This window comes from Micromonospora sp. NPDC005979, from assembly GCF_040614415.1.
In the GTDB taxonomy this organism is placed as follows: domain Bacteria; phylum Actinomycetota; class Actinomycetes; order Mycobacteriales; family Micromonosporaceae; genus Micromonospora.
Map to the genome: position 1 here is coordinate 220,659 of NZ_JBEXUR010000010.1, position 19,325 is coordinate 239,983.

Here is a 19,325-nt window from a genome sequence, read left to right on the forward strand (position 1 = left end):
GAGGAGCCCCGTGCCGACGTCCGACCACACCGACCTGCTCCTGCCGGCCGAGCCGGGCCAGCGCGCGCTGGCCCGGGAGCTGTACGCCCTCGCGGCCCGGCAGCCGATCATCTCGCCGCACGGGCACGTCGACCCGGCCCTGCTCGCCGAGGACCGCCCCTTCCCCGACCCGGCGCGGCTGCTCATCGTGCCCGACCACTACCTGACGAGGATGCTGCTCAGTCAGGGCGTACCCCCGGGCGACCTGGGGGTGCCCACCCGCGACGGCAGCCCGGTCGAGGCCGACGGACGGGTGATCTGGCGGCGCTTCGCCGCACACTGGCACCTGTTCCGGGGCACCCCGTCGCGGCTGTGGCTGGAACAGACCCTCCGCACCGTCTTCGGGGCGCACACCCCGCTGCGTCCCGACAACGCCGACGCCCTCTACGACGAGATCGCCGCGAGGCTCGCCGAGCCGGAGTTCCGGCCCCGGGCGCTGTTCGAGCGCTTCGGAATCGAGGTGCTCGCCACCACCGAGTCGCCGCTGGACGACCTCGCGGCGCACGCCAAGCTCGCCGCCGACGGCTGGGGTGGGCCGGGCGGTCGGGTGGTCACCACGTTCCGCCCGGACGACGTGGTGGACATGGAGTTCGACGGCTGGTCGGCCAACGTGGCGCGGCTCGGCGCGCTGACCGGGGAGGACACCGGCGCGTACCCCGGTTATCTGGCCGCCCTGCGGGCCCGCCGGGCCGCGTTCGTCGCGGCCGGGGCGACCTCGTCGGACCACGGGCATCCCACCGCGCGCACCCTGGACCTGACTCCGGCGGAGGCCGCCCGCCTCTACGACCGTGGGCTGCGCGGCGCGGCGGACGGCGCCGACGCGGAGGCGTTCCGGGCGCACATGCTCATGGAGTTCGCCCGCATGTCCCTCGACGACGGTCTGGTGATGCAGCTGCACCCCGGCGCGGTGCGCAACCACAACCGCTGGCTGTACGAGCGGCACGGCCGGGACGTCGGCGGCGACGTGCCGCAGGCCACCGAATACGTGCACGCGCTCGCCCCACTGCTGTCCCGCTACGGCAACGACCCCCGGCTGACGGTGGTGCTCTACACCCTCGACGAGGACACCTTCACCCGCGAGCTGGCGCCCCTGGCCGGCGGGTACGCCGCGCTGCTGCTCGGGGCGCCCTGGTGGTTCCTGGACTCCCCCGAGGCGCTGCGGCGGTTCCGGGAGACGGTCACCGAGAGCGCCGGCTTCTACAACACCACCGGGTTCGTCGACGACACCCGGGCGTTCTGCTCCATCCCGGTACGCCACGACGTGGCCCGCCGGGTCGACGCCGGCTTCCTGGCCCGGCTGGTCGCCGAGCACCGGCTCGCGATGGACGAGGCCGCCGAGACGATCGTCGACCTGGCGTACCGGATACCCAGACGGGTCTTCCACTTCGAAGGGGCCGACCAGTGACCACCACCATCACCTCCGTCGAGGTGCACGACGTACGGTTCCCCACCGCGGCCCGGGGCGACGGGTCCGACGCCATCAACCGGGGCGACTACTCGGCGACGTACGTCGAGCTCGGCACCGACTCCGGGCCGGTGGGCGCGGGGTTCACCTTCACCAACGGCCGGGGCAACGAGATCACCTGCGCGGCGGTGCGGGCGCTGGCCCACCACGTCGAGGGTCGTACGGTCGAGCAGATCGCCGCCGAGCCGGTGGCGTTCTGGCGCTCGCTCAGCGCGGACGCGCAGTTGCGCTGGCTGGGCCCCGAGAAGGGCGTCATCCACATGGCCACCGGCGCGCTCGTCAACGCCGTGTGGGACCTGCGGGCCAGGATCGCCGGCAAGCCGATGTGGCGGTTCCTGGCCGAGCTGCCCACCGACGACCTCGTCGCCAGCGTCGACTTCCACCACATCAGCGACGCGCTGACGCCCGACGAGGCGGCGGCCATCCTCGACAAGGGACGCGACGGCCTGACCGACCGGCTGGCGACGCTGGAACGAGACGGTTTTCCTTCGTACACCACCTCGGTCGGCTGGCTCGGCTACCCCGACGACAAGGTACGGACGCTGACCCGGCAGGCGTACGACGACGGCTGGCGGGCCATGAAGATGAAGGTCGGCGGCCCGCTCGCCGACGACCTGCGCCGGGCCCGGATCATCCGCGCCGAGATCGGCCCGGACGCGCTGCTGATGATGGACGCCAACCAGGTCTGGGACGTCGACGAGGCGATCACCGCGATGACCGCGCTCGCGGAGGTTGACCCGTACTGGATCGAGGAGCCGACGCACGCCGACGACATCCTCGGGCACGCCCGGATCAACCGCGCCGTCGCCGAGCTGACCGGCGGCCGGTGCCGGGTGGCCACCGGTGAGGTCGCCGCCAACCGCGTCATCTTCAAGCAGTTGCTCCAAGCCGAGGCGATCGGCGTGATGCAGGTCGACGCGTGCCGGGTCGGCGGCGTCGACGAGGTCCTGGCCGAGCTGCTGCTGGCGGCGAAGTTCGGGGTGCCGGTCTGCCCGCACGCGGGCGGCGTCGGCCTCTGCGAGTACGTCCAGCACCTGGCGGTCTTCGACTACCTGCGGGTGGGTGCCAGCCTCGACGGCCGGATGATCGAGTACGTCGACCACCTGCACGAACACTTCGTCGACCCGGTACGCACCCGCGGCGGCCGCTACCTGCTGCCCGACCGCCCCGGTTACAGCGCCACCATGAGACCGGCGTCGATCGCGGAGTACCGGTTCCCGGACGGTCCGGCATGGCGGTGACCGTCGGCGCGTCCCGCCTCGGCCTGGGGGTGCTGCGCCACCTGCCCGTCGACTCCCGTCCCCTCGTGCGGCCGGGCACCGTGCCGACGGGCGTCGTACACCTGGGGTTGGGCGCCTTCCACCGCGCGCACCAGGCGGTCTACACCGAGGCGGCGGTCGGCGCGGCCGGCGGCGACTGGGGCATCGTGGCCGTCGCGCCCCGCAGCACGGCCGTGGTCGACGCGCTCGCCGCCCAGGACAACCTGTTCAGCGTGAGCGCCCTGTCCGCCGCCGACGCCACCACCCGGGTGGTGGGCGCGCTGAGCGGCGTACGGCACGCGCCGAGCGACCCGGACGCCGTGGTGGCGTTGCTCGCCGACCCGGCGGTCCGCGTCGTGACGCTCACCGTCACCGAGAAGGCGTACCAGCTCGATCCGGTGACCGGCCGGCTGTCGCCGGACTCCGCGCTCGCCGCGGACCTCGCCGGTCATCGGCCCCCGGCCACCGTGCCGGGTCTGCTGCTGCGCGGGCTGGCGGCCCGCGCCGCCGCGGACGCCGGACCGGTAGCCCTGGTGAGCTGCGACAACCTGCCGGCCAACGGCCGACGGCTGCGCGGCCTGGTCGACCAGGCGATCGCGCGGGCCGCCGGGACGCCGGCCGGGTTCGTCGACTGGGTGGCCGCCAACGTGACGTGCCCGGGGACCATGGTGGACCGCATCGTGCCGGCCAGCACCCCGGAGACCATCGACACGGCCCGCCGGGCGCTCGGCGTCACCGACCTGGCCGCGGTCGCCGCCGAGCCGTACGCGCAGTGGGTCATCGAGGACGACTTCCCCGGCGGGCGGCCGGGCTGGGAGCACGCCGGGGCGGTGCTGACCGACGACGCCGGGCCGTGGGAGCGGTTGAAGTTGCGCGCCCTCAACGGTGTGCACTCGGCCGTGGCGTACCTCGGTGCGCTGGCCGGGCGGGAGACCATCGCCGACGCCCTGGAGATCCCTCACCTGACCGACGTGCTGCGCCGGCTGATCGCCGAGGACGTCGCGGCCAGCTTCACACCGCCGGACGGCGTGCGGGTCGTCGACTACGGCGAGGAGGTCCTGGCCCGGTTCGGCAACCCGGCGATCCGGCACCGCACCCTCCAGGTCGCGATCGACGGCTCGCAGAAGCTGCCGCAACGCATCCTGCACACCATCGCCGACCTGCGCGCGTCCGGACGGCCCGCGCGCTGGGGCGCGCTGGTCGTGGCGTCCTGGTTGCGCTTCGCGCTGGGGTACGCCGACGACGGCCGCCCGTTGCCGTTGCAGGATCCCCTCGCCGGGCCCATCCGGGCCGCCCTGGACGCCGGCGCGCAGAGCCCGGCCGGCGCGGTGGACGCCGTCTTCGCGCTCCGCGAGGTCATCCCGGCCGAGGTCGCCGAGGACGACGAGGTACGCGCCCAGGTGACCGCCTGGCTCACCGCGCTCGGACGACACGGCGTGGAGGCGACCCTGGCCGGCGTGTCGTGAACGGGTCGGTGCCGCCGGCGACGGTGGCGGTGATCGGGGCGAACGGGCACGGTCACTGGCACCGGCGGGTGATCGCCCCGCTGCACGCCGACGGCCGGCTGCGGCTCGTCGCCCTGGTCGACGTCGCACCGGTGCTCGACGAACGGGAGGCGCCGGTCCCGCCCGGCGTGGACGTGTTCACCGACCATCGGGCGATGCTCGCCGCCACCCGCCCGGAGGTGGTGGTGATCTGCACCCCGCCGCACACCCACCTGCCGATCGCCCGCGACGCCGTGGCGGCCGGCGCGGACCTGCTGCTGGAGAAACCGCCGGTGCTGTCGCTGGCCGAGCACCACGAGCTGACCGACGCGCTCGCGGCGGCGGGCCGGGTGGCCCAGGTCGGTTTCCAGGCGCTCGGCTCGACGGCGCTCACCGCGCTGACCGACGCCTTGGCCGCCGGCCACCTCGGCACGGTCACCGGCATCGCCACGGTCGCCGCGTGGCAGCGGCCGGACTCCTACTACGCCCGGTCCGCCTGGGCCGGCCGCCGGACGTTGGACGGCCGACCGGTGTTGGACGGCGCGCTGGCCAACCCGTTCGCGCACGCGGTGATGCAGTGCCTGGCCGTCGCCGAGGCGCTGGGTGGGGCGCCACCGTGGCCGGTCGCGATCGAGGTGGAGCGCTACCGGGTACGACCGATCGAGGTGGAGGACACGGCGATGCTGCGCGTCCGGTTCCGTGCCGGCCCGCCCGTGCTGGCGGCGGTCACGATGGCCTCGGCGCAGTTCGTGCCGGGCGAGGTGACGCTGACCGGTACGACCGGGCAGGCCGTGCTGGAATACCCGACCGACCGGCTGCTCCTGCCCGGCGACGCGGCACCCCGGCACGTTCCCGGTCGACAGGGCCTGCTGGAGAACCTGCTCGCCCACCGGATCGACCCGGCCGGGGCGCCGCTGATCGCGCCGCTGGCCCGTACCGCGCCGTTCACCGCGCTGCTGGACGCGTTGCGGGCCGCGCCCGAACCCCGGCTGCTCGGCGGGGAGCTGGTCGACGTGGTGGGCGACGGCGACCAGCGGGTGTTGCGGATCCGTGGCGTGGTCGAGGTGCTGCGTCGGGCGGCCGAGCAGGGCGCCCTGCCCAGCGAGCAGGGCGTCCCGTGGGCGGAGCCGGCGTACCGCGCGGACCTGACGTAGCGGTGGTGCCCCGCGCGGCGGCGAGTGTGCTCGGGCAGCACCTTTGCTCTGCTTCAACCGAGGCAACACTTTTGCCCCGCAGGTGTCGCCTGGGTTGAAGCAGAGCAAAGGAGGCGACGGGTCGATGCCCGCCCCTCCTCCGACACGTTTGGCAGGCGCCCGACGTCAGCGGAGGCCGAGCACCGCCGATGGTCCGTTCGTCGGCTGTCAGGGGCAGCGATTGGCGACGCAGAGGGGAATGTCATCCTGGGGCAACGGCGGGTTCGGGGCACCTGGCATCGCCGGCGGATTGCCGGGCGCGGGACCGTCGACCACCGCGTTGTTGAACCACGCCCGTACGCCTCCCTGGTCGTCAAGGACCAGGTAGTCGGCGCGGCGGTCGCCGTTGACCTCGGCGAGCTCGACCCGGCTGGCCGGGTAGCCGACACCGGAGGCGACCTCGCCCCGGGACACCCACGCCGGTCCGGGCCCGCCGCGGTTGTTGACCCATGCGCGGATCTGCCCGTACTCCCCGATGACCAGGTAGTCGTCCCGGCCGTCACCGCTGAGGTCGGCGAAGGTCACCGCGCTGCCCGACGCGCCGACGCCCGAGGCGATCCCGCCCTGCGCCAACCAGATGACGGCGTTGCCGCTGCCGGTGTTGAGCCACGCCTTGACCTCGCCCAGGTCGTCGACGACGAGATAGTCGTCGCGGCCGTCACCGTTGACGTCACCGAAGCGCACCTGGGCCCGCGGACCCGAGCCCGTGGCGATCTCACCGATGGACGTCCAGGCGATGCCGTCACCGGTGCCGGTGTTCAGCCACGCCTTGACCTGGCCCGAATCCCCCACGATCAGGTAGTCGTCGCGGCGGTCGCCGTTGAGGTCGGCGAAGCGCACCTGGTCACGTGGGCCGGAGCCCGAGGCCACCTCACCCCGCCAGTCCCAGCCGACGGCGTCACCGTCGCGGACGTTGAGCCAGGCGCGGACCTGACCCCGGTCGCCGACCGCCAGGTAGTCGTCGCGGCCGTCACCGTTGAGATCAGCCAGGCGTACCTGCTCGCGCGGGACACCGCTGGTGGCGATGACGCCCTGCCAGTCCCACGGGTCGGGGCGGCCGTAGCGGTCGTTGAACCACGCCTTGACCTGCCCCTGGCTGCCGACGACGAGATAGTCGGCGCGCCCGTCACCGTTGATGTCGGCCAGTTCCAGTTCGCCGCTGGTGGCGCCGACGCCGCCCGCGACGTCGCCCTGGTAGCCCCAGCTCCGTCCGCCGTCGCCGATGGTGTTGAGCCAGCCGCGTACCCACGCCTGATCGGTGACCGTCAGGTAGTCGTCGCGGCCGTCACCGTCGAGATCGGCGAACCGCACCCGCTCCCGGGTGGAACCGACACCGGATGCGATCTCGCCCTGTCCGATCCACCCCGCGCTGTCGGCGTCGACGGCGTTCAGCCAGGCCCGCACCTGGCCTTGGTCGCCGACCACGAGGTAGTCCGCCCGACCGTCCATGTCGATGTCGGCGAAGCGCACCTGCTCCCGGGTCGCGCCCACGCCGGTGGCGACGACACCCTTGGCGGTCCAGCTCACCGCATCGCCAGCGCCGGTGTTGAGCCACGCCTGGACCTGCCCCTGGTCGCCGACGACCAGGTAGTCGTCCCGGCCGTCACCGTCGAAATCGGCGAACCGCACCTGATCGCGTGGGGCGGACCCCCGGGCGACCTCGCCCTGCGACTGCCACCTGACCCCGTCACCGGTGCCCCGGTTCAGCCACAGCCGCACCTGGCCCTGCTCGCCGAGCAGGAGATAGTCGTCGCGGCCGTCACCGTCGAGGTCGGCGAACCGCACCTGCTCCCGGGGCCCGGCGCCGGCGGCGATCTGGCCGGCCCAGTTCCAGCCGGGCGGGGAGGAACCCGACGGCGGCAGGTTCCCCGCCGGAGGACCACACGGCGTCGTGTCGCCAGCGACCGGTGGCCGGACGATTCCCTCGGCGAGCGCGTCGGTGACGGCCCGGCCGAACGCGTCCGCCATCTTGCGGTAGCCGGTGTTGTTCGGATGCAGGGGGTCGTTCAGGTCGGCGGTGGTCACCGCGTTCATGCTGACCAGCCGCACGGAGCGGCCTTCGGCCCGCAGGCCGCTCACGATGCCGGGGATTCGGGCGTTGTACTGCTGAATACGGTTGTTCGTCACCGCGGTCAGCGACGGCACGAGGGTGGCCACCAGGACGGTGGTCTCCGGGGCCAGCCGGGTGATCTGTTCGATGAGCGCCCGCAGTCGGTCCGCGGCCGCGGCGACGTCCGGGTCCTGGGTCATGTCGTTGGTGCCGATGTGCAGGGTGACGACGTTGGGCCGGTAGCGGCGCATCGTGCAGTCGCTCACCAGACTGGTGATCTGGCTGATCCGCCACCTCGGGTGCCCCTCGTGGTCGGTGTCGGGCAGTTGCCCGGAATCCACCGAGCCGACGAAGTCGAGCGCCCCGGGTCGGCCCGCCAACAACTCCCACAGCCGGGCGCGGTAGCCCGTGCCGCCGGGGCTCCCGCCAACGCCGTGGGTGATCGAGTCACCGAGCGGTAGCACCCGCAGGTCGAGGTTGGGCGGTGCGGGCGTGAGGACCGGCGCCGGTGGCAGCGGGCCATCGGGATCCTCGATCATGCCGAGGCTGTAGCCGGTGTCGACGTTGGCGCCGGGCACGTTCTGTCGCGCGTACGAGATGGTCTTCCACCAGGTGAACGCGCCCTCGTACCAGACCCGGTTCTCCCATTTGTAGGTCATGCCCTCGGGTACGCCGTGGTACACGAAGGGAATTCTCGACCCGGCCGTCCCACCGTTCGCCGGGTTCGAGTCGAGCAGGGCGAAACTGTTGTGGCCGGGGCCGTTGACGTTGCGGGTAGCGCGGTAACCGGACATCATGGTCGCCTCGTTCGAGCCGAACACGCAGCCGTTGGACTTGTACCAGTCCCAGACGTACGTCGGATCGCCGCCCGTGCGCAGTCGCAGGTCGCCGAGGCAGTACTGGTCGCTCCACGAGCCGTTGGCCGCGTAGACGATGTGCAGTTGTCCGTTGGGGTCGACGACGGGCTCGGGGCCCTCGTTGACGAACGGGTTGCCCTCCACCCGCTCCCACGACTCGCGCGGCTGGGAGATGCGGTACCGCGGCCCGGTCGGTGTGGTTGGGCCACTCATCCGGGTCAGGTAGATGTTCTGCTCCACGTTCGAGGTCGCCTCCCAGCCCGACCACGCGAACCACAGCTGGTTGTCGAACATGAAGGCGGTCCCGTCGATGGCCCAGCGATCGTCGGGCAGGTTGAGCTTCTGGTGACTGCCGTAGCCGCTGACCGGCGACGACGAGCTGATCACGTACATCCGGTGGGCCGCGCCCGCCCCGGCCGAGAAGTACACGTAGTAGCGGCCGCCGATGGCGACCAGTTCGGGGGCCCACAGCTCGGGCAGCCCCGGGTTAGTCCAGATCCGGTGAGGGGCCACGTCGCCCAGGGCGGACACGGCCGGCGCCGACCGTAGGTAGATCCCGTCGCCGCCGGACTCTACCGAGAGGTAGGTGTCGCCCACCCTGATCACGCTCGGGTCGGCGCCCCGGATTGGCATGCGCCCGGGAGTGGGCAGCGGCAGCAGGTCCGGCAGCGGTTGATCGTCAATGCCCCAGCTGCGCATGTCCCAGCCCAACAGGTCTTCCAGCTCGATCGCCAGTTCGGCGGCCTCCTCCGCCGCCACGGCGAACGGAACGCCGACGACCGCCTGGAGGGCGGGCACCTTCGTGAGAATCCAGTCACCGATTCTGTGCAGCGCCCCTGGCAGGTAGTTCTTCGCGAACCCCGCCGCCCACTTCTCCCAGACGAAACCGGCGACCAGCCCGACGATCGTCCGGATGATGATGTCCGCCCAAGCTCCCCCGGTGGCGAGGTCCCCGGCGAAGGCGTGTACCACGAAACCGCTGACGAAACCGGTGACGGCGGTCCCCAGGGGGGTGCAGATCAACGGGATGGTCGGCGCTCCTACGCCGCTGTTGCCCAGCACGGCTATGCACACCGCGCGGAGCCCGTAACCGGCCAGAGCGCCGATCACCAAGGCGCCCAGTTGGATGAACCAGCCGGACGCCTGGACCTCCGCGGCGGGAACGGTGATCGTCATGCCGGCGCCGTCCGGCGTGATCGTGAGCGTACCGTCGAAGTCCGGGACCGAGGCGGCGTCGAAGGCGGCGACGCCGCCGGGAGGGATCTCCCGCAGGTCCTTCTTGATGGACGCGCCCAGGCCGCCGTCCTGCCTGATCTCCGCCTGGATCTGCGGAACCACGTCGCGTAGGACGGCCGGACTCACACCCATGTCCGCAGCCGTGAGGGTGAGCGTGAGGTCGGTGGCGGCACGGGCGGGGCTGGCACCGAAGGCGACCACCATCACGACCGTGACCAGCACGGACAAGACATACCGGGGTCTATGCATGGCGACAGTCAACGTGGGGGAGATTCACTGACAGTTTCACCGAGATGAATTCCCGCTGGAGGCGGTGAGGTGTCCGGCCCCGGTCCGACCGACTCGCCGTGGTCGGGTCGCCGACGGACCGGGCCATCGATGTGGAGAAGATCGGCTATAAGTGACGCATGGACTTCCCGCCGCACCTGGGCAGCATGCCGATGCACGCGATCACCGAGATCCACGGCGAACCGGGCCTGCTGGCGCGCTTCCGCTTGGAGGTCCAGCAGTTCGACGACCCCGACCGGGCGCGGTTGACCGCCGCGCTCGATCTCGCCGCCGAGCTGCACCGCGACGACCGGCGCGTTCGTGAGCCGTACCTCAACCACCTGTTGCGGGTCGCCATCCGGCTCATGCACCACTACCAGGTCCGTGACGTCGACGTGATCGTCGCGGGTCTGCTGCACGACGCGGTGGAGGACCACCCGGCCGAGCTGGCCGCCGGGGGCACCGACGCGGCGCTGGCCGCGCTCGCCGCGCGGTTCGGGCCGCGGGTGGCCACCCTGGTCGCCGCGGTCACCAACCCGGTGTACGACCCCGCGCGGGACCGCAACACGCAGTACCGGGAGCATCTGGCTGTCAGCCTGGAGCGCGAGCCCTGGGCCCGGGTGATCAAGGTGTCGGACTTCACCGACAACGGCGTCGGGGTGATCCACACGGTCGGGCCCAAGGTCGTCTCGTCGGCCCGGAAGTACCGGCCGCTGGTGCCACTCTTCCGGGACCTGATCGGTCGGCCGGACACACCGTTGTCGGTGGAGGTCAAGCGGCACATCTTCAGCCAGCTCGACCTTGCCGAGGAACGGTTCAGCGCCATCCTCGACCAGCCCGCGCACGCTAACTGAGCTGCCGTCGCGTCACCCGACCGGGTTTTCTGACAAGTTCTCGGATCTCTGCCGCAGCCTGCGGAATTACGGTGGTTTTGCGTCACTTGGGAGGCAACAGTCCTCTTGGTCGAATTTCTGACGTGACTCCATCGAGAGGATTCGGACAATGCGCGACCTTTCTCGCCGCGATCTGCTCAGGGCGACGGCCGCCGGCGCCGGAGCGATCACCCTCCCCGGCGTGCTGGCCGGCAGTTCGGCGGTGGCGGCGGACGGCCCACCCCGCGGAGACACGTACCCGCCCGCGACGTTGACCGGACGGATCGTCCGCCCCCAGAGCCCCGACTACGCGGAGGCGAGCCTCGGCTGGGACGAGCTGTTCGTGCGTTACCCGCTGGTCATCGTCTTCGCTCAGGAGACCCAGGACGTCGTCAACGCCCTCACCTGGGCTCGGCAGCACGACGTGGCGCTGCGGGTACGCAGCGGCCGGCACAGCCTGGAAGGCTGGTCGAACGTCGACAACGGCCTCGTCATCGACGTCAGCGAGCTGAAGGACGTCCACATCGACACGGCCACACGCACGGCGAAGCTCGGCGCGGGGCTGAACCAGTCGGAAGCGATCACCGCGCTCGGGGAGTACGACCTCGCGGCGACGACCGGAACGGAGGGGACCGTCGGCCTGTCCGGCGCGACCCTCGGTGGCGGCTTCGGGTTCCTCACCCGCTACCTCGGCATGGCCTGCGACAACCTGATCGGGGCGGAGATCGTCGTCGCGGCGGGCGCCAACGGCGCCAGGGTGCTCGAGGTGGACCCGTGGAACCACGCGGACCTGCTCTGGGCGCTGCGCGGCGCCGGAAACGGCAACTTCGGGATCGTCACCTCCCTGACCTACCAGGTCGCCCCGCTGGAGAGCGTGGCGTACCTGCAGGCGACCTGGTCGGGCCTCGACGACCTGCACGACGTCTTCGACACCTGGCAGCGCGTCGCGCCGTTCACCGACCCCCGCCTCGGCAGCCAGGTCGAGATCCACCCAACCGAGATCCTGGTGTTCGGGGTGCTCGCCGAGGGATCGGAGGCGGAGGTGAGAAGGCTGCTGGAACCGCTGCTCTCCATCGGCAACCCCGAGGTCAGCGTGCAGATCGGCGGTTGGAGCGAGACGTACGCCGGATTCCAAATCCCGAACGACGAAGAGCCGGCGAAGTGGAAGTTCTTCTCCCAGTTCACCAGGGAGCCCTTCCCGACAAGGGCAATCAGCATCGTCCGCGAGTTCATGGAGAAGGCGCCGTCGCCGGACAGCAACTTCTTCACCCAGGCGTTCGGCCGGGGCGCCCAACGGCAGGAGCCCTTCGGTGGCTCGGCGTTCCCGCACCGTGACGCGCTCTTCTACTCCGAGCCAGGCGCTGGTTGGGGCACCCGCGGCGAGCCGGACAGCGGCGACGCCATCACCCCGATCGCGCAGACCTGGATCGCCGAGTTCAGCCAGGCGCTGCGACCCTACGTGGACGGCGCGTACGTCAACGTGCCGAACATCGGCATGGCGGAGTGGGAGGAGGCCTACTGGGGGCGCAACTTCCCGCGACTGCGCAAGATCAAGGCGAAGTACGACCCGCACAACGTCTTCCAGTACGAGCAAAGCATCCCGCCCGCGACCCACTGACCCGGCTCACCAGCGGCCCGCCCGCCCGCCAACCCGACGCCCCTACCCCACCCCCTCGCGCGTCCTTTGCTCTGCTTCAACGGAGGCAACACTGACGGCGTCTCGGTGTTGCGCGGGTTGAAGCAGAGCAAAGGGCGCGCAGGAGACCCGTGGCCGCCGCCCGCGGGCGGCCGGGCGGACTGGGCGGACTGGACGGACTGTTGGCGGGGGCAGACCGACGGCCGGGCAGGAGCCAGACAGGTAGAGGCCAGGCGGGACACGCGGGGGCCAGGCGGGACACGCGGGGGCGCGTTGTCGGTATGGGTGGTGCGGTTACTCAGGGATACGGGACCGCGGCGCCGGAGCGGCCAGCCTGCACCAGACGCTCCAGCCAGGGTGTCGGAGCAACGCCCAACTCCCGGCCCAGGTCGGCGCGGAACAGCTCGAACCGCCGCACCGCCTCGTTGATGTTGCTTTCGGCCAGGTGCACCGCGATCAGCGCGCGGGTGGCGCTCTCCCGCAGCGGCTCCAGGTGCACGGCGGTCAACGCCACCTGCACCGCCTCACTGAAGCGTCCCTGGGCGGTGAGGCGTTCGGCGAGAGCTTCCAGCGCGTACAGCCGGGTCTGGCGCAGCCGTTCCCGCTCCGTCAGAACCCAGTCGTCGTACCAGCCGGGCAACAGCTCGCCGGTCGCCAACGCCGGCACGGTGCCCACGGGTGAGCCGCCGGCCAGCAGGACGGCCGCCGCCGTGCTCAGGGCGGCCACGTCACTCGTGACGTCGGCGGCCAGGGCCAGCCCGTCGTCCTCCTCGACCAAGGGCTCGGGCGTCACCCGGTGCAGCCGCCACAGCATCGTGCGCAGGTTGGCCCGCGCCCGATCCTCGTGGGAGGCGGGCCAGAGCGTCCCAGCAGCCTCCGAGCGGGCGCACCGCTGGCGTACGCCGAGGTAGGCGAGCAGCCGGCGGGCCCCCTGCGGCACCACCACGGACCGGCCGTCGCGTTCCAGCGCGAACCCGCCGAGCAGCCGCAACGCGTAGCGCGCTGGTCGCGCCGCCTCGGTCTCCTGCGCCCCGGAGCGGAGGTCCTGCGACACCTCGTGAACTGCCATCCGTGCGCCCTTCGTGCCCGATCGCCCCGTGGGATTCTCACGGTCGGGTGTGGAGGGTCGGTACGCCAGCGCAGTGTCGTCACACCGACCCGGCGAACGGCGCGGATCAACCGTTCGCCGGAGTCACGGCAGGCCGTTCAGCGCAGCTTGCTCAGCGTCCGGGCGTAGCCGGTCCACTCGGCGGCGTCGCCGACGTCGGCGCGTACCCCCGCCTCCTTCATGATGCCGACCACCCGCTCGGTCGGCGTCTCGGCCAGCTTGCCCAGCGTGCTGATCCCGGCGCGCGTCAGCGCCGCCCGGGCCTTGGTCGGCACCCCGGCGAGCATGGCGATGTCAGCGTCGGCGACGTTCTCCAGTTCCACGTCGATGCCGAGGGCGGCGGAGACCGCCGACTGGGCGCCCGCGGTGGTCCGGACGATGGCCGCCTCCCGTTCGCTGACCTCGGCGACCATCGCGTCCAGGCTCGGGTAGCTGCTGTCGGCCGGCAGCACCTTGAGCACGTCGCGGATCGTCCGGCCGTCCGCCACCTGGTCCTCACCGAAGGTACGGATGAACTCCACCACCTTCACCTCGCGCGGGAAACGCTGCCGGACGTCGGCGTTCTCGACGGCGTACCGGTCGAGGTAGGCGGCGCCCCGGACCTTCGGGCCGGCGACCACGTCCACGCCGAGGGTCTCGACGGCGGGCAGCACGATCGTGCCGGCCTTGGTCTGCCAGATGCTGACCTTCTTGTCCATGAACATCGTGGTGCCCATGTACTTGCCGAAGTCCAACGCGCCGATGTAGTTGGGGATCTGCTCGAAGGTGTACGGGCCGGGCACGATCTTGTTCTCGTGCACCGTCGAGTGCAGCCGGTTGATCTCGGCGCGGATCTCGTCGAGCAGTCGACGCAGGCTCACCCGCATGGCCGCCATGCAGGAGAACGCCTTGGCCAGGTCGGTGCCGAGGTGGTCCAGGTCGTGCTCGATGCGGTGGAACCGCTCGTTGAAGCCCTGCTCCCCCGGTGTCTGGCCGGCCTGTACGACGTCCTCGCCGTCCACCCAGTCGGTGTGCGCGAACGTGCGGGCGAACGGTGGTGGCGCGCAGCCCGGCTCCACCGCCGGGAACGGCTCGGCGTAGCTGAACACCCGCTTCGCGGTGCCGACGTTCTCGTAGATCCAGGAGGAGACCAGCACGCTGGCGTCCGAGGCCGGGATGCCGTGCCTGGTGAACGCCTCGTACAGCTCGGTGACGGTCACCCCGTCGTAGTTGATCTCGTTCGCCATCGTGGTGTCCCTCTCAGAGCTGGTCGTACACGCCGCGGTGCCGGCGCTGCTGGAAGGTGCGGAAGGTCCGGGCGACGGCCGGGCGCAGTGGCTCGGCGGTGCCGTCGTCGTCGAGGTCGACGTGGTCACGCCGGATGCCGAACGTGTTGATCTCCACGCCGAGCGGGCAGACCCTCGTCAGGGTGTTCATCAGCCGCTCGTACTGCTCCAGGCTCAACGTCACCCCGTCGGGCAGCTCGACCCGGAACTCGTACGGATCGGTCCGGCCGGTCCGCACGTAGGACAGCGCCACCACGGCGACCAGGCCGGCGTGGGTGGGGCGCAACGCGGTCCGCGCCCCGACCGCCTTGATCTCCGCCGTGCCGCCGCCGAGTCCCACCGTGTACCAGCGGAACCCGGTGGCCCGGCGCTCGCTCAGGTTCAGCCCGGCCTGCGGCAGGCCGATGACGCCGCACACCAGCAGCACCCGGTTGCCCGTCTCGACGAGCGGCAGCGCGGCGGCCAGGTGCTGGTCACGCAGCAGCCCCACCAGTCGGGCCAGCCGGTCGGCGGCGGCCGGCTGGCCGGCGATCAGCGCGGACGCCAGCGCGGCCGGCAACTCGATGGTCTCCACCAGCTCGTCGGGGAGGCGGTTCAGCGCGGCCACCACGGGCGCGGGGTCGCGTACCGCGGGCAGGCCGGCCGCGGCGAGGACCGCGTCGACCGGCTGCCCGGCCGGTCGGGTCGGCACGGCCGCCCACCGGGTCCGGGCCGCCGCGTCCGTCAACGGCGACCACGCCGTCTCCCCGGCGGCCGTCCAGGCCGCACGGGCCGCGCTCAGACCGGCCAGCAGCAGGGCGTTGCCGCCCGGGTCGCCCGGAGCGTGGAACTGCGCCTCGACCGGCGCGTCGACGCCGACCGACGCGGTGAGCGGCGCGGTCACCGCGAGCCCCCGGGTGGGCAGGTGCGACAGGTACATCACGGTGGTGCTGACCCGGTGCGTGGTCGGCAACCCGCAGACCCGCCACAGCCAGGCCAGCTCGCCGTCGGCAGAGACGGTGGGCACGCCGGCCGCGCGGGCGGCGGCGATGAGCGCCTCGGCGGTCCGGTCGGCGGTCACCGTCCGGCCGGTGTCCAGCACCCGGTTACGCAGGTCGGTGGCCTGCGCCGGGGTCGGCCAGCTCACGTCGACGCCGAGACCCAACTCGTAGCGGCTCCCACCGGCGTCGTCCTGGGCCCGGCTGACCTGCCACACGATCGTCGAGCCGAGCGCCCGGCACACCCGCCCCGCGCGGTCCAGGGCCGCGGCCAGCGGCGGCGCGATGCCGTGCGCGCTGTCGAAGGTGTACGACTGGCGCAGGCTCGCCCGCAGGGCCGTGACCTGGGCGAGCCGGGTCGCCGGCAGCGCCCGGGAAGCGTGGACGGTGTTGTTCGGCGGGGTGTTGGCGGGCAGCACGAGGCGGTCGCGGCGCAGTTGGGCGAGGAAGTTGGCGCGGTGCTGCGGGTCGCCGACGGCCACCAGCCGGACCGCCACGGCGAACTGGTCGTCGTCCTCGCGCAGCGTGAAGCGCGCCCCGCCGGGCAGGTCGGCGAAGAGACCCGTGTTCGGGTCGGTGTCCGCGCCGGGGCCGTTGAGCAGCCGACGTACCGCGCCCGGGGTGGGCAGCAGGAACCGCCGGTACAGCCCGAGCCGGTGGGCGTACGCGTCGTCCGGCTCACGGGCCGGTGCGGCCAGGCGGCGGGCGTACACCTCGCCGTTGGTCGGCTCGTGCACCAGCTCGTCGACGAAGCGGGCCACCCCGACGTCCGCGCCGATCCGGTCCAGCGCGTCGCGCCGGGCGTGGGCCAGGGTCCGGTACGCGTGCACCTCCCGGGCGGCGCGGCGCAGCCGGTGCTTCTCGTACGACACCAGGTAGAGCAGGCGACCCAGGTTGCCCTCGACCACGGCCAGCTCGACGAGGGCGGGGAGCGCCGTACCGGTGACCGCCGTGGCGGCCGCGCCCTCGACGGCCCGCTCGGCCGACACGGCGACCTCGAACGGCGCGACCAGCGGCTCGTCGGCGGTGTCCGGCACGTACGCCGGCACCGACGCGCCCTCGGCGGACCAGGGGGCGAACACCACCGGCGGCAGCACCCGCTGCCCCGCGCCGCCCGGGTCGACGGTGACGGTCACCCGGACGGTCTCCTCGGCCAGGTCGCGGCGCAGTACGACGGTGAGCAGCGGGTGTCGACTGGTCCAGTCCACGGCGGCGGCGCCGGAGTTGGCGAGCGGCACCACGACCCGCCGGACGGTTCCCGGGTACGGACCCTCCAACTGGTCGATCAGGTTGCGTTCGACGGACGGGTCGACGCCGTCCACGGGTACCCGGATGTCGGTCATCGCGCCCCCGCTCAGACGATCCGGAACGGCCGGGGGTCGTCCCGGTCGACGTAGACGGGCACCTGGTTGGCGGCGAGCACCGCGTTGTCGCCGACCGGCAGCCGCTGCACCCCGTCGCCGGTGGGCGCGCTGCCGGTCACCACCACCGCCGAGTCGGCCGGGAAACGGACCAGCCGCAGGTTGCGCACGTCGGCGACGCCCGGCTCGTTCATCAGCGTCCAGATCACCTCGGCGGCGCGGACCGGCTCACCGAAGGGCAGCTCGTCGACGTACCGGCGCAGGCGGGCGTGCAGCCGGGCGCGCAGCTCGGTGGCGGCCGTGGAGGCGTTGATCGTCTCCTTCGAGCCGGTGGGCAGCGGCAGACCCCGGATCACCAGGTCGGCCTCGACGCCGATGCCGACCTCGTCGGCGCGGTCCACCGAGGCGAAGATGCCCACCGGGCGCAGGTCCTCGATGACCGACTCGACGGCGGCGTGCAGCCCGTCCGGACCGTCCCAGATGGCGGCGGCGGTCGGGGCGACGAGCACCGTGACGTAGTACGGGTTGCCCAGGTCGCGTTCGGTGCTGAAGACCCGCTCGATGAAGTTGAAGTTGCCGAAGATGGACTGGTTGAGGTCCAGTCCGCCCCGGCCGTCGAAGACCTGCACCTGGCGTACGCCGGGCACGGTGGCCACGGCGAGGCCGATCGCCTCGGCTGTCCAGATGGAGCGCGGCGCGGCGAGCAGCAGTTGCCGGTAGCGGGCGTCGGAGACCTGCTGTTCGCCGCCGGTGAGCGCGACGGTGTGGGTGATCTCGACCAGCTCCTTGCCGGCGGCCTGCTCGGCGTCGTCCAGGTCGGCCAGCAGGGTGTCGGCGCGGTTCCAGCGGTCGATCTTCTGCTGCGGTTGGGTGGGGTCGAGATTGTGCGCCGGGCCGGGATAGAAGGCGGCGACGGCCGGTTCGCGCTCACCGACGGCGGCGGAGAGCACCACCGTCTCGTCCAGGGCAACGTGGTGCCCGCCGGTGGTGGACAGTCGGGCGCCCCGGGGCAGAGTGAGCTGTGGGTGGCCGGTCGGCAGGGCGGCCTTGAGCTTGAGCTTCACCGTCCCCCGGGCCGGCAGGTACGGCCGGGGTATGCCGAGCTCCTCGCCGAGGCGGGTCAGCGCGTCGGCGGTCGCGGACACCACGAAGGAGTTGTCGTAGACCGCGCCGAGCGCGGCCCACATCCGGGCGTCCTCCAGGGCGGCGAGTTCGAGGACCTTGCGCAGCACCGCACCGCTGGTCAGGTCGACGTCCTCGCCGAAGAGCAGCCGGGCGGTGGCCAGCTTCTCGGCGAGCAACCGGGCGAAGGACTTGGGCACGAAGCCGGTCTCGACGATGCCGAAGCCCGTCGAGCCGGTGGCCCGCAGCGCGGCGGCGTCGACGGCGAGGACATCGGCCAGCTCGGCCGGGAGGGTCGGGTCAGACACTTGGCAGCTCCCCGAGGCGCACCGAGAGCCGGTCGTCGGTGATGGTTTCGAACTGGACCTGGACCTGGAGGGTGCGCGAGGCGCGCAGCGCGGCGGCCGAGGCGTCGTCGGCGCGGCCCGCGCCGAGCCGACCGTCGTCGAGGTTCACGTCGACGATCTTGCGGACCCGCGGATCGCGGTCGAGCAGGGTGATGATGCCGATGCGGACCTGCTCCCGGATGAGGTTCGGCTCGATCTGCTCGGCGAGGGCGTTGAGGCCGTCGAAGCCGAACGTCGCGTCGAAGACGTTCGAGCCGCGCAGCGTGGTCAGCGCCACCGCGAGGCTCTGCGCCACGTTGCCGGTGCCCTCCACCAGTGCCAACGTCCGGCCGTTCGGTCCATCGTCGAAGACGATGTCCCGGGCCAGGTCGACGCCGGGCATGGTGGGTTCGAAGGCGAGGCCCCAGCCGAGGTAGCGGCGCTGGGCGGCCTGCCGTTCGCGCTCGGTACGGTCCACGTCAGGCTGCCTTCAGCTTGCTCTGGCCGGCGCTGGCGGACAGTCCGGGGCTGGAGCCGTCGGTGGCGCCGCTGAGCGAGTCCAACGCCACGGCCACGTTGCCGACGGTGAGCTTGCCGGCCGCCCCGGTCGCGGACGTCACCGTGCTGCACTGCTTGGTGGAGTTGCTGGTGGTGATGGTGCAGCCGGCCACCGACTTGCCGTTGATGCCGTCGAGGCGGACCACCGGCTTGTGGTCGACGGTCAGCTTGCCCTGCCCGGTCGGAGAGACCTTCCCCTGGTTGGGGCAGTGCACGTCGCTCGACGTGGTGAGCACGAATGCCATGTCGC

Annotated in this window: 13 protein-coding genes; 6 read left to right on the plus strand and 7 right to left on the minus strand. The window is 72.3% G+C overall.

Features of this window, described 5'->3' with window-relative positions; genetic code table 11:
* Positions 1-10: 10 nt before the first annotated feature.
* Genes uxaC through ABZ272_RS18920 form a run of 4 tightly spaced genes read left to right on the plus strand, consistent with a single transcriptional unit; the run spans position 11 to position 5,401 of the window.
* Complete coding sequence (gene uxaC, locus ABZ272_RS18905; protein WP_355051226.1) at positions 11-1,444, plus strand: glucuronate isomerase; 1,434 nt, start codon at positions 11-13, stop codon at positions 1,442-1,444.
* Positions 1,441-2,745, plus strand: coding sequence for an enolase C-terminal domain-like protein (locus tag ABZ272_RS18910; RefSeq protein WP_355051227.1), 1,305 nt, complete (start codon positions 1,441-1,443; stop codon positions 2,743-2,745). The genes uxaC and ABZ272_RS18910 overlap by 4 nt, the downstream gene beginning before the upstream one ends.
* Entirely contained in the window at positions 2,736-4,229 is a 1,494-nt protein-coding gene (locus ABZ272_RS18915) for a mannitol dehydrogenase family protein (RefSeq protein WP_355051228.1), read from the plus strand. Before ABZ272_RS18910 ends, ABZ272_RS18915 begins: the two co-directional genes overlap by 10 nt.
* Positions 4,226-5,401: a Gfo/Idh/MocA family oxidoreductase gene (locus ABZ272_RS18920; RefSeq protein ID WP_355051229.1), complete on the plus strand. Its 1,176-nt coding sequence runs from the start codon at positions 4,226-4,228 to the stop codon at positions 5,399-5,401. Before ABZ272_RS18915 ends, ABZ272_RS18920 begins: the two co-directional genes overlap by 4 nt.
* Before the next feature lie 207 nt (positions 5,402-5,608).
* On the opposite strand, the gene ABZ272_RS18925 is transcribed toward ABZ272_RS18920, so the two are convergent.
* On the minus strand, positions 5,609-9,805 hold the full coding sequence (locus ABZ272_RS18925; protein ID WP_355051230.1) for an FG-GAP-like repeat-containing protein: 4,197 nt from the start codon (positions 9,803-9,805) through the stop codon (positions 5,609-5,611).
* Between the two features lie 185 nt (positions 9,806-9,990).
* Between ABZ272_RS18925 and ABZ272_RS18930 the strand changes: the two genes are divergently transcribed.
* Together ABZ272_RS18930 and ABZ272_RS18935 are read left to right on the plus strand one after the other, a co-directional pair.
* Complete coding sequence (locus ABZ272_RS18930; protein WP_355051231.1) at positions 9,991-10,704, plus strand: HD domain-containing protein; 714 nt, start codon at positions 9,991-9,993, stop codon at positions 10,702-10,704.
* Between the two features lie 148 nt (positions 10,705-10,852).
* A complete protein-coding gene (locus ABZ272_RS18935) occupies positions 10,853-12,340 on the plus strand; it encodes an FAD-binding oxidoreductase (RefSeq protein WP_355051232.1) in 1,488 nt (495 codons plus the stop codon).
* Between the two features lie 316 nt (positions 12,341-12,656).
* Here the strand turns inward: ABZ272_RS18935 and ABZ272_RS18940 are convergent, their stop codons facing one another.
* The 6 genes from ABZ272_RS18940 to ABZ272_RS18965 form a co-directional block, all read right to left on the minus strand.
* Positions 12,657-13,427, minus strand: coding sequence for a BTAD domain-containing putative transcriptional regulator (locus ABZ272_RS18940; protein ID WP_355051233.1), 771 nt, complete (start codon positions 13,425-13,427; stop codon positions 12,657-12,659).
* A gap of 137 nt (positions 13,428-13,564) precedes the next feature.
* Positions 13,565-14,692, minus strand: coding sequence for a hypothetical protein (locus ABZ272_RS18945; protein WP_355051234.1), 1,128 nt, complete (start codon positions 14,690-14,692; stop codon positions 13,565-13,567).
* Positions 14,693-14,705: 13 nt separating this feature from the next.
* Positions 14,706-17,051 carry a hypothetical protein gene (locus ABZ272_RS18950; protein WP_355051235.1) on the minus strand — a complete coding sequence of 782 codons (2,346 nt, stop codon included), beginning with the start codon at positions 17,049-17,051 and terminating at the stop codon, positions 14,706-14,708.
* An 11-nt stretch (positions 17,052-17,062) separates the two neighbouring features.
* Positions 17,063-18,499, minus strand: coding sequence for a baseplate J/gp47 family protein (locus ABZ272_RS18955; protein WP_355051236.1), 1,437 nt, complete (start codon positions 18,497-18,499; stop codon positions 17,063-17,065).
* Positions 18,492-18,995 (minus strand): hypothetical protein, encoded by a 504-nt coding sequence (locus ABZ272_RS18960; protein ID WP_355051237.1) that lies wholly within the window; start codon positions 18,993-18,995, stop codon positions 18,492-18,494. Before ABZ272_RS18960 ends, ABZ272_RS18955 begins: the two co-directional genes overlap by 8 nt.
* 1 nt (position 18,996) lies before the next feature.
* Complete coding sequence (locus tag ABZ272_RS18965) at positions 18,997-19,320, minus strand: hypothetical protein (protein WP_355051238.1); 324 nt, start codon at positions 19,318-19,320, stop codon at positions 18,997-18,999.
* Positions 19,321-19,325: the final 5 nt, after the last annotated feature.

What these genes read in the sequence shown, in the direction of transcription:
- ABZ272_RS18915 (WP_355051228.1), top strand. Translation starts at nt 2,736, where the DNA reads ATGGCGGTGACCGTCGGCGCGTCCCGCCTCGGCCTGGGGGTGCTGCGC.
- ABZ272_RS18930 (WP_355051231.1), top strand. Translation starts at nt 9,991, where the DNA reads ATGGACTTCCCGCCGCACCTGGGCAGCATGCCGATGCACGCGATCACC.
- ABZ272_RS18935 (WP_355051232.1), top strand. Translation starts at nt 10,853, where the DNA reads ATGCGCGACCTTTCTCGCCGCGATCTGCTCAGGGCGACGGCCGCCGGC.
- ABZ272_RS18940 (WP_355051233.1), bottom strand. Translation starts at nt 13,427, where the DNA reads ATGGCAGTTCACGAGGTGTCGCAGGACCTCCGCTCCGGGGCGCAGGAG.
- ABZ272_RS18945 (WP_355051234.1), bottom strand. Translation starts at nt 14,692, where the DNA reads ATGGCGAACGAGATCAACTACGACGGGGTGACCGTCACCGAGCTGTAC.
- ABZ272_RS18950 (WP_355051235.1), bottom strand. Translation starts at nt 17,051, where the DNA reads ATGACCGACATCCGGGTACCCGTGGACGGCGTCGACCCGTCCGTCGAA.
- ABZ272_RS18965 (WP_355051238.1), bottom strand. Translation starts at nt 19,320, where the DNA reads ATGGCATTCGTGCTCACCACGTCGAGCGACGTGCACTGCCCCAACCAG.